This is a genomic window from Nitrosomonas sp. Is37 (assembly GCF_033063275.1).
GTDB lineage: Bacteria > Pseudomonadota > Gammaproteobacteria > Burkholderiales > Nitrosomonadaceae > Nitrosomonas.
Map to the genome: position 1 here is coordinate 17145 of NZ_JAWJYP010000036.1, position 16220 is coordinate 33364.

Below are 16220 nucleotides of genomic sequence, written 5' to 3' on the forward strand. Positions count from 1 at the left end.
GATTTAGAAATGGAATAAGGTGAAGAAAACTACCTATTACCCTCTCGCAAAGCGAGCTGCAGAGAAGTTGAAGGGCTAATAGTCACTTCCCCAAGCCATGTTGCAGGAACCATAGGGTATAATCAGCCATTTTGTATTTAACAGAAACATCATTCCATCATGACTCATCTTCGCACTGCTTTATTGGAAAACCTGCTTGCTCGTCGCATCCTGCTTTTAGACGGTGCGATGGGAACAATGATCCAAAGCTACAAATTGAGCGAAACTGATTATCGAGGGAGCCGTTTTGCAGACTTTCCTCATGATCTTAAAGGCAACAATGATTTGTTAACGCTGACGCAACCCCAAATCATTCGTTCGATTCATAGGGGTTACCTGGAAGCTGGTGCCGATATCATTGAAACCAATACATTCAACTCCAATGCCCCTTCGATGGCTGATTACCATATGCAAGAGTTGGTATATGAATTGAATTTTGCAGCAGCAAAATTAGCGCGTGAAGAAGCGCTTGCGATAGAAGCTAAAACACCGGATAAACCTCGCTTTGTTGCAGGGGTCATCGGGCCGACGACCAAAACGGCTTCTATTTCACCGGATGTGAATGATCCCGGTTTCCGTTCAATCACTTTCCAACAGCTTGTGACGGATTACTCGCAATCCATACAGGGGTTAGTTGAAGGAGGTGCCGACATTCTGCTGGTGGAAACCATTTTCGACACACTGAATGCTAAAGCAGCATTATTTGCGATTGAGCAATACTTTGACAAAAATAATATTCGCCTGCCTGTAATGATTTCGGTAACGATTACCGATGCTTCCGGGCGTAATCTTTCTGGACAAACACCAGAAGCATTCTGGAATTCGGTCAGACATGCTCAACCCTTGTCAGTGGGCATTAACTGTGCATTGGGTGCCGAATTGATGCGTCCTTATGTTGAAGAACTCTCCAATGTGGCTGGGGTATATACCAGCGCTCACCCCAACGCCGGTTTACCGAATCCATTGTCTGAAACAGGTTATGATGAATCACCCGAATATACTGCAAGTCTGATCAAGGAATTTGCCCAATCGGGTTTCGTTAATATTGTGGGTGGCTGCTGTGGCACGACACCTGACCACATTAAAGCCATCGCTGAGGCAGTAGAGGATATTGCACCACGAAAAATTCCGGATATACCCAAGAAACTCTGCTTGTCTGGCCTGGAACCACTTAATGTGAGTGATGACTCACTATTCGTAAATGTGGGCGAGCGTACCAACGTGACCGGATCAAAGGCCTTTGCCCGTCTGATACTCAACGACAATTATGCGGAAGCATTAAGTATTGCGCGCAACCAAGTCGAAAATGGTGCGCAAGTCATTGATATCAATATGGATGAAGCCATGTTGGATTCACAAAAAGCCATGGTTACCTTCCTCAACTTGATTGCAGCGGAGCCGGATATCTGTCGCGTACCCATCATGATCGATTCCAGTAAATGGTCAGTGATTGAAGCTGGTCTACAATGTATTCAAGGTAAAGCCATTATCAATTCCATCAGCTTAAAAGAAGGTGAGGAAGAATTCATTTACTACGCCAAGCTTGCGCGCCACTATGGTGCAGCAGTCATCGTGATGGCCTTTGATGAAAAGGGGCAAGCTGACACATTAGCGCGCAAAGTTGAAATCTGTACGCGTAGTTACCGTGTATTAGTCGACCAAGTTGGCTTCCCACCAGAGGATATTATTTTCGATCCAAATATTTTTGCTGTAGCAACTGGTATCGAAGAACATAACAACTACGCACTCGATTTCATTGAAGCCATCCAGGCTATCAAACAAACTTTGCCTTATGCCAAGATCAGCGGTGGCGTTTCCAATGTTTCCTTTTCCTTTCGTGGAAACGAGCCGATCAGAGAAGCCATTCATACCGCGTTTCTTTACCATGCCATCCAGGCTGGCATGACTATGGGTATCGTCAATGCAGGTCAATTAGGCGTATATTCTGATATTCCCAAAGATTTACTTGAGCGGGTTGAAGACGTTCTGCTTAACCGCCGCCCAGATGCAACCGAGCGTCTGGTTGAATTTGCCGAAAATTTCAAAGGACAGAAAAAAGAACAAGTTGAAGATCTCGCCTGGCGTAACGAACCTATCCGCCAACGATTAACGCATGCTCTCGTCAGAGGGATCGGTACCTATGTTGAGGAAGATACTGAAATCATCCGGCAGGAGATAGAAAGTAAAGGGGGACGACCGATAGAAGTAATCGAAGGCCCCCTGATGGATGGTATGAATGTGGTAGGCGACCTGTTTGGCGCTGGGAAAATGTTTCTGCCGCAGGTAGTCAAATCTGCACGCGTCATGAAACAGGCAGTTGCATACCTTCTTCCCTACATCGAGGCTGAGAAAAAAATTTCCGGTGACGCTAAACCCAAGGGAAAAATCGTTGTTGCCACGGTGAAAGGCGATGTCCATGACATCGGCAAAAATATTGTCACAGTCGTCCTCCAGTGCAATAACTATGAAGTCATCAACATGGGCGTGATGGTGCCCAGTTCGCAAATCCTGGAAACAGCGCGTAATGAAAAAGTTGACATTATCGGCTTATCTGGCTTGATCACACCGTCTCTCGAAGAAATGGCACATGTAGCTAAAGAAATGGAGCGGGAAGGGTTTACTATTCCTCTTCTCATTGGGGGTGCTACGACTTCGCGCGTGCATACTGCCGTTAAAATTGCACCGCACTATAGCGGGGTTACGGTGTGGGTGCCTGATGCAAGCCGGGCTGTTGGCGTATGCAGCCAATTAATGTCTCGGGATCAGCATATCGCGTATAAGCAGGAAATCAAGGCAGAGCAAGAGAAAATCCGCACTCAGCAAAAAAGCAAAAAAGGGCCCTCGCAATTATTATCCCTTGCTGAAGCACGTGCAAATGCGTTGAAAATAGATTGGCAGCATTACACGCCCCCTGAGTCAAGCTTCGTAGGTATTCGCACCTTGAAGAACTATCCTCTAGAGACATTGGTTCCTTACATTGATTGGACACCCTTTTTTCAGGCATGGGAACTATCAGGACGCTATCCAGCCATTCTGGAAGATGAAGTGGTCGGCGAAGCTGCCAGCAATCTATTTCACGATGCGCAGAACATGCTGAAGAAAATCATTGAACAAAAATGGCTCACAGCCAATGCCGTCATCGGGCTCTTCCCCGCCAACTCAGTCAATCATGACGATGTCGAGATTTATTCGGATAAATCCCGTACTAAGGTGCTGATGACTTATCACACCTTACGGCAGCAAACGGTCAAACCCGCAGGGCGTCCTAACCTCTGTTTAGCAGATTTTATTGCGCCTAAAGAAAGTGGCGTCATCGATACGATTGGATTATTCGCAGTCAGTTCTGGCTTTGGCATCGATGAGCGAATAAAAGCTTTCGAAGCTGCCAATGATGATTATAGTGCCATTATACTGAAGGCATTGGCTGATCGCCTGGCTGAAGCATTTGCCGAACACATGCATGCACGCGTGCGGCGAGAATTCTGGGGTTATGGCAAAGATGAAACTCTCACCAACGAACAACTCATTAATGAAGAATACCAGGGAATTCGCCCCGCCCCGGGCTATCCAGCCTGTCCCGATCATACCGAAAAAGGGCCTTTGTTTGCCTTACTCGAAGCTGAAAAACGAGCAGGTATCATCATCACTGAATCTTATGCCATGGTCCCAACCGCGGCCGTATCCGGTTTTTATTTCTCACATCCGGAATCTACTTATTTCGCCGTAGGTAAAATTGGTAAAGATCAAGTAGAAGATTACGCCAGCAGAAAAGGCTGGACGATTGATGAAGCGGAAAAATGGCTTGCCCCCATATTGGCATATGAGCGCTGAGCGCTCAGCCGCATTAAACGATATAGTGACTATCAGAGCAAGTCCGCGCCAGGATGATAGAAATCATGGGGCAACTTCTATCTGGGATGATCCGATGTTTTTTGCGCGTGATAACGCTTCATCAGCCCGCTTAATCACCGCATGCTGATGCTCATCGGCTTGACGTAATGCCACCCCGCCACTAAAAGAGATCGATACCGGTTGATTATCTGCATTTAGTATAGGTCTGTTAGCTAAAGTACGCTGCAATCGCTGTATCACACGCACCGCCTCATCGATCTCAGTATCGGGCAATAAGATAACAAACTCTTCACCACCATAGCGGGCAACCACATCGGTTGGACGCAACGCATTCATCATCATTCTCGCCAAAGAGATCAGAACATTGTCACCGAATGGATAACCATAAGTCTCATTAATTTCCTTAAAGTTATCGAGATCGATCAGTATCACGCATAAGGGATTTTTGCTCCGGTCAGCACGAGCAGTCTCACGTATAAAATGTTCATCCAATCCACGTCGGTTAAACAAGCCAGTCATCTGGTCGGTATGTACCAGCTCTCTGATGAGTGCCAGTTCATGTTTCAGAGATTCAATTTTCTGCTCAGCATCAGAGACTTCTTGCCGCGTATTGGACATCTCATCGCTTTGATGCAAATCCCTGGTTTCAGACAATACAGCATCCAGAATTCTAATTATTTCATTAACATCATGAGTTTTCCTGATCTCCCGGGCATACTGCTCAGCGTGCTGATAATATTCATCAATGGTTAGCAACGATTTGCTACTTTCTTCACTTGCTTCGTTTTCCTCTCCAACTTCGGCTGACTTAACCAGTCTTAATCCCTTTTCACTCAAAGTTTGCATGATAATGTGACCCCCCATTGATAACACCACGAATAGGATGATTATTCCTGACAAGCCCAAGCACTGATTAATTAGGAAGGAAAAGCCGTCGCAGGATAATCTACCATGGTCTGTAGACTAGCAAATTCAGTATCATTCATTAAATGAAATTGAAACGGAAATCTTGCTTTGTTTTAAATTTACTCCGACCTCAGTCAAAAGTAAAAACAGTTACAGATCCTTGACAGGATAAATTAAGTGAAACGCAGGGATGAGGTAGGTACCGAAAGGAATGCGCAACCTTTACCGAGTAGCTTGCGGCGCTAGCAAACTACCGGATTACAGACTCTCAGGCTAGTCGACCAGATTGTGCTTGATCGCGTAACGTACCAATTCAGAATTATTCGTCAGTTTAAGCTTTTCCATGAGGCGAGCACGATAAACACTGACCGTTTTTGGGCTCAAGCACATAGTGGTAGAAATTTCCGAGAGTGACTTACCTGCTGCAATTAAGCACAATGTCTGATATTCCCGATCAGATAAGCTGGCATGTAATGGTTGTTCAGTATCTAATGTAATTGCGTTAGCCAGCTCCTGCGCAAGGGATGGAGTTATATACTTGCGCCCCGCTGCAACCTGACGAATCGCTGTCACCAGTTGCATTGGCGCACTTTGTTTACTCAAATAACCGGCCGCACCGGCCTTAATTGCGCGTATCGCGAATTCACTTTCGTTATGCATGCTAAGCATTAATATCGTGAAGTTAGGCTGATCTTTTTTAATCTGTTTGAGCACCTCAATACCATTTCTGTCAGGTAATGAAATATCCAGCAGCATCACATCAAAAACTTGCTGACGTGCGATTGTGATCGCCTCAAAGCCGGTTTCTGCTTCACCGGCTACACTAATATCATCCGTCTCACTTAAGATCTGCTTCAAACCCTGGCGTACGATGGCGTGATCATCAGCAATCATCACACGTATCATTCTACCCTCCTTCGCCTATTATTATTCAATACTTGATATGGCTTACAAAGTTTACTGCTCTTTACCATTAACTGGAATCTGGATTATCACACAAGTTTCCTTTTCGGGTATCCCGTTAACATAAAGATCTCCGCCCAATTGTTGACAACGTTCCCGGATCCCACGTATTCCAAAAGATCCTGGTTTGTTTATATCTGACTCCCTAATTCCACGTCCATTATCAGTGGCCTCCAGGAATATCCACCCCTCTCTCTCAAACAGCTTGACTCTGACGTTCAATGCACCAGCATGTTTAGAAATATTGGTCAATATTTCCTGAAAAATACGGAAAATAGCGATGGCTAAATCTGCATCCAAGGGAATATCTTCACTATCACAATAAAACTGACAAGAAATTTCTGTGCGTTTGCTAAATTCCCTTGCTTGCCACTGAATTGCAGCTACGATCCCAAAATCCAGGATACCTGGTCGTAGATCCATTGCTATTCGACGCGTGCTATCAATAACATAGTCGACCAATTCTTCAATCGAGGCCGCTTTCTGCTGATAAAAATCAGGTTTCCTCGGTTTTGCGTCCATACAGAGTAATAGCTCACATTTGATCGCTGTCAAGGTTCCGCCAATATCATCGTGAATTTCTCGTGCAATCCTTGCACGCTCATGCTCCTTGACTTTCTGTAAATAAGAAGTAAGCTCAGCCAACCGCGCATGCGAGCGTGCAATTTCAGTTTCTGCCAGCTTATTGCGTGAAATGTTCATAACTATTCCATCCCATAGAACACCATCATTGTGTGACCGACGTGGTGTTGCACGCAAGCTGACCCACTTAATATCTGGATCACCTTTAACTTGAATGCGTCCCTCCCAATTCCAGGTAGAAAAATGCTTAGCCGATGCCTGCATGAGTTCATTATAAGAAACCTTATCTTCAGGTAAAATCAGGTCGGTAAATAAATCCGGCTGCTCTATTAATGCTGTTGGTGAAATTCCTAACAGCATCACAGATCCTTCGCTCACATAAGAAAAACTTTTAGAGCCATCCTGATTCAATAAAAACTGAAATACCAGCCCGGGCAAATTGGAAGCAATTGCACGAAAGTGCGCTTCGCTTTTCTGCAACGCAAGCTGCGTTTCACGAATGTGCTGAAGCGTCTCCATTTGCTTCAGACTGCGTTGTATCGCTGGCACCAGTCTTGCCATGCAACAGTTCATTAAAATGAAATCCTGAGCACCTGCTTCCACAAAATAGGCTGTTGAATCATCACTTCCATGGCTGGATACGACGATCACTGAAATAGCTAAATGATGCGTAGCAAGATGAGATAATACCCGCTCAGCACCTAATTCAGACATTGTATCATCACACAAAATGACATCCCATGAACATCCGGCTAGCACCCTCGGAAAGGCATCAATGGTATTGACACATTCTGAATTGAAGCATAAACCACCTACCCTGAGCATCCTACAGATATGCTCAGCATCTTCAGCTAAATATCCTACCAGCAGTATATTGAGCGTTCTGGTCATCCTTATACTTATCCAGAAAATAAATTCAACATATTATAAAGCTATCATACAAAGAAGGCGGTATAGAAATCACTTAAAAAAGTAGTTACCTGAGAACAGGCTATTGACTAAACCCTTCCTCAAATCGAACTAATAAACAAGCCGTTATAGTGCGGAATGAATGGCAGGAACACCTGAAATCGAATACAAAGACTCGACAGACATCAGTGAGCATGTTGAAATAACTAAAGTAATGATAAGAAAGTAAATACTATTTTTCTAATCCAAAAGTAAACTATGATGATGGAATGGCTGAGCAAGATACATTTAGCAGCAGACAAAAGACATTGGTATGAAGAAGCCTGCTGCGTAATACTTGCAATAGCAATGATGAGCATTCCTATTCCTATAAGTTATGCAGCCGCAACGACAAACGAAAGAGTTACCTCCTCCCAGGACCAGAAGAACGTCGTCGTTACCATTTATAATGAGAATTTAGCATTAATAAAAGACTCGCGTAGCGTTATACTGGATCAAGCTCTCAACAAGTTGGCCTGGCGTGAAGTCTCTGCGCAGATACGCCCTGAAACCGCGCTATTACGCAACCTTACTTATTCTTCAGGATTTCACTTACTGGAGCAGTATTTTGATTTCGATGTACTCACTCCTGGAAAACTACTGGAAAAGTACTCAGGTAAAGAAGTGATCGTTATACGTACTAACCCTGCAACCGGTTCTGAGACGAGTGAAATGGCCACAGTACTTTCGACTAACGAAGGAACTATCCTGAAATTTAATGACCGTGTTGAAAGTAGCGTACCTGGACGAATCGTTTTCCCTGGTATACCTGAGAATCTGCGTGACAAACCTACATTACTCATTTCACTGATCAGCCCATCCCAAGGCAAGCATGATCTTGAGCTTTCCTACCTTACGTCCGGCTTATCCTGGTATACCGACTATATAGTTGCTCTAAATGCAGATGAGAATCAGCTTGATCTCAATGGCTTGGTAACATTAACCAATCAAAGTGGTATAACCTATCATAATGCCAGAGTGCAACTAGTGGCAGGCGATGTCCATCGAATCCTCCCTGAACAGCATATATCCAGGAAAATGATGACACTCGCGCGAGAAGTGGCTGATAGTGTGCAAATGAAGAAAGAAGCCCTCTTTGAATATCATCTCTATACACTGCCGCACCCTATAACACTTGCTGAAAACCAGACCAAGCAGGTTGCCCTTATGTCCGCGACTTATATTCCTGTCAGCAAGGAATTTGTCCTGCAAGGTGCGGATTATTATTACTCGGGGAAATACGATACAATCAGCCAGAAACTAAAAACTAACGTATTCATCAGTTTTGTTAATAAAGGCGAAAGTCTGGGAATACCACTACCGAAAGGAATTATTCGAGTCTACAAAAAAGATATCCAGGGAAACAATCAATTTATCGGTGAAGATCAGATCGATCATACACCTCAAAATGAGTTGATTCGTCTCAACCTGGGTAATGCCTTTGATATTACCGCTGATAAGCTACAAACCGACTTTCAACAAATCGCTGGCGAGCCACGTCATAGCAGCATCGTTGAAACGGCTTATCAAATCACACTAAGAAACGCCAAGAAAGAAGCAGTTACGGTACAAGTACGGGAACCTATTCCGGGAGACTGGACCATGTTATCTGAATCATCGCCTCACACTAAACTATCCGTTGGCATGGTTGAATGGAAAATATCTGTTCCAGCGGAGAACGAAGCCACGCTAACCTATCGGGTGCGTGTCAAATACTAGAAAACAGTTACTTTTATTTAGGGGCTGTAGTAGATTAGCTTAGTTGATAAGCTAATCTACTACAGCCCCTTTATTTAATAAACTCGTAAATCAGATTTATTTGCATTCTTCCATTGCTGCTTCAAGCTCCAACCAGCTTTCTTCCAGCTCAGCAATCTTTCTTTCTAGTTCAGTACGGATATGATTGAGTTGGTTGATTTCCTCATGGGCACGGTTCGTATAAGTAGCTGGATCAGCTAACTGGCGATGGATTGCAGCTAACTCTGTTTGTGCAATGGACAATGTCCCCTCAAGCTTGGCTTGTTTGGAAAGAAGTGCTTTTTTATTTAGTTTAGAAGCCTTTGGTTGAGTAACTTTCTCTGGCTTGAATTTAATAGCTTCGTGTACACGCTGATTCTCAATCCAGTTTTTATAATCTTCCAAATCACCATCAAATAGCTGAACCTGACCATCCGCAACCAGCCAAAATTCATCCGCCACTGCACGAATCAAACTACGATCATGTGATACCAAGATTACACTGCCGGTATATTCTTCCAACGCCAACATAAGTGCATCACGCATGTCCAAATCAAGGTGGTTGGTGGGTTCATCTAGCAACAGTAAGTGCGGTCGTTGCCAAGCTAGTAAAGCCAATGCCAGACGACTTTTCTCGCCACCGGAAAAAGTCATCACCGGACGATCCTCACTGTCAGCTGCTAACCCAAATCGACCCAGGAAAGCGCGTAATGTCAACGTTGTTTCCTTGGGAGCGAGTTGCTGAAGGTGCTGTAACGGTGTCATCGATCCTTCCAGTTTCTCGAGCTGATGCTGAGCAAAATAACCAATGCCGATATCTGATGCGATTTCTACTCGCCCTACACTAGACTTAAGTTCAGCTGTCAACAATTTGATTAGCGTTGATTTGCCAGCGCCATTCGGTCCCATGAGCGCAATACGCATCCCTGCTCGCAAAAATAAATTGACATGCTGGAATAGCATCTGACCACCATAACCAAAACCCATGTCTTCCACTTTCAGCAACACATCAGGACCTTGCTCAGGCGCATTGAGCTGTAACTGATAGTGACCATCATCTACATGAAGAGGTACGATCCGTGCCAACCGCTCAAGCGCCTTAATTCGGCTTTGTGCCTGTTTAGCCTTGGTAGCCTTGGCCCGAAAACGCCGCACAAAATCTTCCATATGGGCAATATACCTCTGCTGCTGTTGGAAAGCCTGGGTCTGTTGGGCGATACGTTCAGCACGAGTGCGTTCAAAATCATCGTAATTACCACCATAACTATCAATGATTCGGTTATGAATATGTGCAATGCGATTCACACACGTATTTAGAAATTCACGGTCGTGCGAAACAACAATTAAGCTACCGGGATAACGAGTCAGATACTGTTCGAGCCAAAGAATAGCCTCCAGATCAAGATGATTGGTTGGCTCATCCAAGAGTAGTAAATCAGCTCGATGCATCAATGCGCGAGCCAAATTCAAGCGCATTCGCCACCCACCTGAAAATTGATTAACTGCTCGTTCCAAAGCATCATTTGCAAAACCTAGTCCATTCAGCAATTGGGCAGCGCGCGCACGCGCTCCGTAGCCATCGATCGCCTCATAGCGTTGCTGTGCCTCAAACCAACCGGAATCATGCACTTCACGCACCAGAGTTTGCTCTAATTGTCTCAGCTCAACATCGCCATCAAGCACAAACTCCAATGCAGATTGATGAGAACTGATAATTTCTTGCTCAACAAAAGCAATCGTTTTTCCAGCTTGAAGAATGATTCCACCCTTGTCAGGATGTATTTCCCCACGAATTAAACGAAACAGTGTAGATTTTCCGCAGCCATTTCTGCCAACAAGACCTACGCGCTGATTGGCAAATACCTGTAAATTAACTTCCTGTAGAAGCGGCAGCCCATTTTGTAAATAAGTAAGATTCTGAATATTAAGCATGAATGATGATTAAGAATGCTTTATTCACTTACTGCCACATATAAATTGCAATATGAAAACATTTAATTTCAATATATTAAATAGAGAATCATTCATTTAAATCAGGAATTCTCTTGACATTATAAAATAATCCACATTTTCTTTTAAAAGTGATTTATTTCAATTTAAATTTATATCCAACATTTAATAAAATTATAACTTATTGATTAAAAAACTTATTTTTATATATAAAATTTAATCAAATTAAAAAATATTATTACAAATAATTATCTTAATAATAATATTTACAATTTATTCACAAAGTTATCCACAGGAATTATAAATAATATAAAGATAGTGAACATCTCTATATTCTGTTTAGAATATTTTAAGGATACAAGCTTGGATACCTTGGGCTTCAGACGGAACCGAAATATAAATTTGGTTAACCCTCTGCTCTGCTTATCAGGGTGTATTTAAAGTCGCTACCTGCTCTAATAAGCTCTGATCACTTATTCTTTTATTCGAATACTCAGGTACCCATTTCACTAAGGCTTCTTTGATTTCTTCGTCCTTTAGCGCCGGTTGCTTAGCAAACCAGGCTATGAGCGATGCAAGCCATTGCTCATCAACTTGGTACGACAGCGTAATGCGAAGTTTCTCATGTTGGGTCGGCAAAGTACTTTCATTTTCTGTCGCCAGTTCTTCATGCAGCTTTTCACCTGGACGCAACCCAGTATAGATAATCTTGATATCTTCTTCAGTCAGACCAGACAAGCGGATCATATCTTTGGCCAAATCTACGATTCTGACAGGATCGCCCATATCCATAACAAAAATTTCTCCGCCACCTTTCACACCACCCATCAAGCCCGCTTGTAAAACCAGTTGTGCCGCTTCCTGGATAGACATGAAATAGCGGGAAATCTCGGGGTGTGTCACCGTAATGGGACCACCTTTTGCGATTTGCTCCCTAAATTTAGGAATTACACTACCTGTACTTCCTAAAACATTACCGAACCGCACAATGACAAAACAAGTTTTAGATGATGCAACATGCGTCTCAGCATGCCACACTGATTGCTGTAGCGCCTGACAAACCATTTCAGCCAATCGCTTGCTGGCACCCATTACATTGGTAGGATTCACAGCCTTGTCGGTTGAAATTAGCACAAATTTTTCTACAGCATGTTCGATGGCTACTTCTGCCAGCGCATAGGTTCCCATGACATTATTCAGCATGGCCTGCCAGGCATTTTCATTTTCCATTAAAGGCACGTGCTTATAGGCCGCAGCATGGAATACCACTGTGGGTTGATATTTATCAAATACTTGCGATAATCTTGCGCGATCCTTCACATCTCCGATCACAAAAGCGATAGAAATAGCCGGAAACTTGATGAGGAATTCTTCCTGAATGGTGTAGAGCGCAAATTCGTTCAATTCAAACAAGACAAGCTGCCTAGGGTTAAACGCCATAATTTGCCGGCACAGTTCAGAACCTATCGAACCACCCGCACCTGTAATGAGTATCGTCTTTCCGGTCAGCAGATCATGCAAGCCTTCAGTATCGAGTACCACAGGAGCACGGCCAAGTAAATCGTCCAGCTCAACATCACGGATTTGCGACACGGTCATTTTGCCGCTGACAAGGTCAGCATAGGATGGGATCGTCAGTGCCTTGACACCCAGATCTGCGCACATTTCAAGCGCCTGGCGCCGCTCACTCTGAGAAGCTGATGGCATGGCAATAATGACATAGCCCACACTTAATTTTGCCACCCATGCAGGTAATTCACTGATCATCCCTAACACCCGAATGCCGTGGAGACGAGCCCCTAATTTTTTGGGACTACCCCCCAACAAACCTGCTACCTGCCAATCAGGACTACGATCCAGTTCTTTTACCAGATTAATAGCTGTACTTCCTGTCCCCAGTACAATGACTGATTTACGTTCCGAATTCTTTAAGCTGTAAAATCGTCGCTCTTTCCAAGATCGATACAGAATGCGACTTCCTCCCATGATTAGAAGCAAGAGTAATGGTGTAAGAAATATCACTGCACGCGGCACCTGGACAGGCAGTTTCAGCATGAATATTACAAATGGGACAAGCACTGCCCCGAGGGTAACGGTTACCAAGATCCGTTTTAAATCTGGCAAACTGGCATAGCGCCATAATCCACGATAAAGGCCAAATGAATAGAAAATAGCCGCTTGAATTGGCGTAATCCAGACTAAATTTTCCTTGAGTGAGGCTTGGAAATCAGCAGGGATTTCAAAATTGAAGCGAAATAAATAAGCAAACCACCATGCTACGATCACTGCAATAAAATCATGAATGAAAGCAATGAGTGAGCGTTTATGAATTTTACCTGCGATCATCCTGTGTTTTAGTGAAACAGCGCTGATACCAATCGAAAGCTAGCATTATAATCAAATAAATACCACCCCACATCACCGTCAACCAGCTCTGGGTGATAAAATCATAGTTGCTTGCCCACACTGCACTTCCTCCTACGATCAACATCAACATATATCCCAATAATGCTGTATTGCGGTGCCCAAACCCACTTTGCACAATTCTCTGGTAATAATGTTCACGATGTGCTTGCCAAATCTTTTCACCACGGAAAAGTCGCTTTACCAGCGTTATAGTCGCATCGACTATAAAAGGTGAAAATATCAGTAAAGGTAGCCACAAAGACCACAATCCCTTAACCCAACCTAACGTACCTAGCGCCGCCGCTAAAAACCCCAACGGTACTGCTCCCACATCTCCCATGAATATTTGGGCTGGATGAAAATTGAAGCGTAAGAAAGCTCCAGCAGAAGCCATAATGCAAAAATTAATCATGGCAAATTCCATATTGCCTGCAAGCAATGCTGTTACACCATAATATCCAAAACCAATGAGCGTCATACCACCTGCTAGCCCATCAGAACCATCCATAAAATTGTATAGATTGGACATCCAGGCAATTGCCAGTGCAATTCCTATCACCATAACCCAATTGTAATCATCTACTAAAAGCATGGCAGAAAAGCCGATGGCGACGATAATATGGGCCAACAAACGCACCGGCACAGATAAGCCCTTCACATCATCAGCAAAAGAAATAAGCGCAAGCAAGCCAAATCCTATCCACATTGAAATAGGCAATGAAGCAGAAAACAGTAGCCATACAATTAGTATCGAGAAAATCAGACCGATACCACCTGTCCGAAGAACCGGGGTGCTATGTAACGAACGTTTATTTGGAAAATCCAGTATCCTGAGTACATTACCTTTCACCAACCAGAAAATGAGTAAATATGCCAGTAGGAAAGATAACAAAGGAGCTGCAACAAATTGAAAAGAAAATCCCGAATTCATGAAGCAGAATTATGCTGGAAAAAACGGGCGATTGGCGAGCAAGGTGTAGAATGAAGCTTCAACAAGCTCTTCTGACTCGTCAAATTTAGAAAAGAGGATAGTAATTCCATTTCTAAATCAAACGTGACTATGTCGGCTTCTCCTTGTCGTGTTATTTATACTGCCTGCAGCTCGCCTTCGCGTCATATTTGATTTGGAAATGGAATAATGCCCGTCTCTCACTTTACCGCCACATTGCAACCACTTCTATCCAGCAAAAAGAAAGTGGTTGCATAGCTTATGATTGTCGTTTCAATCAAAACTTATATTATCATTGTATTTGCTGCATAGGTTTGATGAGCTGCCACTTCAGCTGCACCTCGCTCTACCTTCATACCCATATCAGATAATACCGTTTCCAGGGCATTAAGGCAGAAAATGACGTTTTCTACTCGACTGGAATTACCCATTAAGCCAAAGCGCCAAATTTTTCCAGCAAAATCTCCTAAGCCGGCACCGATTTCCAGATTGAAATCAGCTAACAATCTACGGCGTACTTCCTTATCATCCACACCCACTGGCACATGCACGGCATTCAATTGTGGCAGACGATAAGGTTCAGCGACCACATACTCGATACCCATCGTTTGCAAACCGGCTTTTAGCGCCTTATGATTACGCAGGTGCCGCGCCCAGGAATGTTCCAGTCCTTCTTCGGACAGCATCAATAAAGCCTCGTGCAATCCATACAACGAATTAGTAGGTGCCGTATGGTGATAGGTTCGTGAAGATCCCCAATAACCCAATAGCAAATTGATATCCATGAACCAGCTTTGTACCTTATGCTTACGGTTTTTTACCAGGTTCACTACGCGCTCTGAGAAACTCACTGGCGAAAGACCAGGCGGGCATGACAGGCATTTCTGGCTACCGGAATAGACCGCGTCAATTCCCCATCCGTCAATATAAATGGGTGTTCCACCCAGCGAGGTCACTGTATCCATGATCGTTAAGCAGTTATAGCGCTTAGCTAGATCACTAAGGGTTTTACCATCTGACTGCACGCCGGTAGAGGTTTCAGCATGAACAAACGCCAGAATTTTGGTATCAGGATTCTTTTTTAAGGCATCTTCCACTTTCTGGGGATCAACGGGCTCCCCCCACTTGTCATCTACCACGACAGCTACACCACCATGGCGTTCCACATTTTCAATCATACGTCCACCGAACACACCATTACGGCAAACAATCACCTTATCTCCTGGCTCGATCATGTTGACAAAGCACATTTCCATACCTACTGAGCCAGGACCCGATACAGGGAAAGTTAACAGATTGGTTGTCTGAAATGCATAACGCATCAGACTTTTCAGTTCCTCCATCATGTCCACAAATATTGGATCCAGATGACCCAAGGTGGGACGCGCCATTGCGGACAAAACACGCGGATGAGTATCAGATGGCCCAGGGCCCATCAAAACACGTTGAGGTGGATAAAAGATCGAGATTTTCTTCTCTGGACGAAAGTCTTGGATGGCCATTGATATTCCTAAAATATAAAAATAAATAGTATTCTTGAAGTTGTAAAGATGGGGATTCTATCAAGTGATCAGGCATTTGACTATACTCAATTCCAGAAAACAACTTTAGAATCAAATAAGTTTTATTACCAGAAAGGTTTTATTAGCTTTTGATTATTAGAGCAAAAGATACTACTTGAGCGCTTGTGAAAAAGTAGAAAGAAGAAAAAAACAATTTAGTTTAATCCAAAGAACCCCGCACTTCTTTGACTAGTTTAACTATTAACACAATTCAATCTCGATGTGCAGGATTATCGCTTCCTGCCTATGTAATTCTAATTTGCGCTAGAAACTGCATTAATAATCCAATCCCAGCCGGTTATACTTTTGATTAAAGCAGGAACATT

At 43.7% G+C, this 16220-nt stretch carries 9 protein-coding genes; 2 read left to right on the forward strand and 7 right to left on the reverse strand.

Going from position 1 to position 16220, the window contains the following annotated elements:
• Positions 1 to 159: 159 nt before the first annotated feature.
• Positions 160 to 3870, forward strand: a complete 3711-nt coding sequence (gene metH, locus R2Q26_RS13650) for a methionine synthase (protein WP_317536788.1) — start codon at positions 160 to 162, stop codon at positions 3868 to 3870.
• Positions 3871 to 3933: 63 nt separating this feature from the next.
• Here the strand turns inward: metH and R2Q26_RS13655 are convergent, their stop codons facing one another.
• From R2Q26_RS13655 to R2Q26_RS13665, 3 genes are all read right to left on the reverse strand, one after another.
• Positions 3934 to 4755, reverse strand: a complete 822-nt coding sequence (locus R2Q26_RS13655; protein WP_317536789.1) for a GGDEF domain-containing protein — start codon at positions 4753 to 4755, stop codon at positions 3934 to 3936.
• 315 nt (positions 4756 to 5070) lie between these two features.
• Entirely contained in the window at positions 5071 to 5703 is a 633-nt protein-coding gene (locus R2Q26_RS13660; protein WP_317536790.1) for a response regulator transcription factor, read from the reverse strand.
• 51 nt (positions 5704 to 5754) lie between these two features.
• A complete protein-coding gene (locus R2Q26_RS13665; RefSeq protein ID WP_317536791.1) occupies positions 5755 to 7233 on the reverse strand; it encodes a histidine kinase in 1479 nt (492 codons plus the stop codon).
• Positions 7234 to 7599: 366 nt separating this feature from the next.
• Here R2Q26_RS13665 and R2Q26_RS13670 point away from each other — a divergent pair, with 366 nt between their 5' ends.
• On the forward strand, positions 7600 to 9009 hold the full coding sequence (locus R2Q26_RS13670; protein ID WP_411182364.1) for a DUF4139 domain-containing protein: 1410 nt from the start codon (positions 7600 to 7602) through the stop codon (positions 9007 to 9009).
• Positions 9010 to 9105: 96 nt separating this feature from the next.
• Here the strand turns inward: R2Q26_RS13670 and R2Q26_RS13675 are convergent, their stop codons facing one another.
• From R2Q26_RS13675 to R2Q26_RS13690, 4 genes are all read right to left on the reverse strand, one after another.
• The gene (locus R2Q26_RS13675) at positions 9106 to 10959 is read right to left on the reverse strand and encodes an ABC-F family ATP-binding cassette domain-containing protein (protein ID WP_317536793.1); all 1854 of its coding nucleotides are present in this window, start codon (positions 10957 to 10959) and stop codon (positions 9106 to 9108) included.
• Positions 10960 to 11403: 444 nt separating this feature from the next.
• On the reverse strand, positions 11404 to 13323 hold the full coding sequence (locus tag R2Q26_RS13680; protein ID WP_317536794.1) for a nucleoside-diphosphate sugar epimerase/dehydratase: 1920 nt from the start codon (positions 13321 to 13323) through the stop codon (positions 11404 to 11406).
• Positions 13310 to 14314, reverse strand: coding sequence for a glycosyltransferase family 4 protein (locus R2Q26_RS13685; RefSeq protein ID WP_317536795.1), 1005 nt, complete (start codon positions 14312 to 14314; stop codon positions 13310 to 13312). Before R2Q26_RS13685 ends, R2Q26_RS13680 begins: the two co-directional genes overlap by 14 nt.
• Before the next feature lie 302 nt (positions 14315 to 14616).
• Entirely contained in the window at positions 14617 to 15834 is a 1218-nt protein-coding gene (locus tag R2Q26_RS13690) for an alanine--glyoxylate aminotransferase family protein (protein ID WP_317536796.1), read from the reverse strand.
• Positions 15835 to 16220 lie beyond the last annotated feature (386 nt).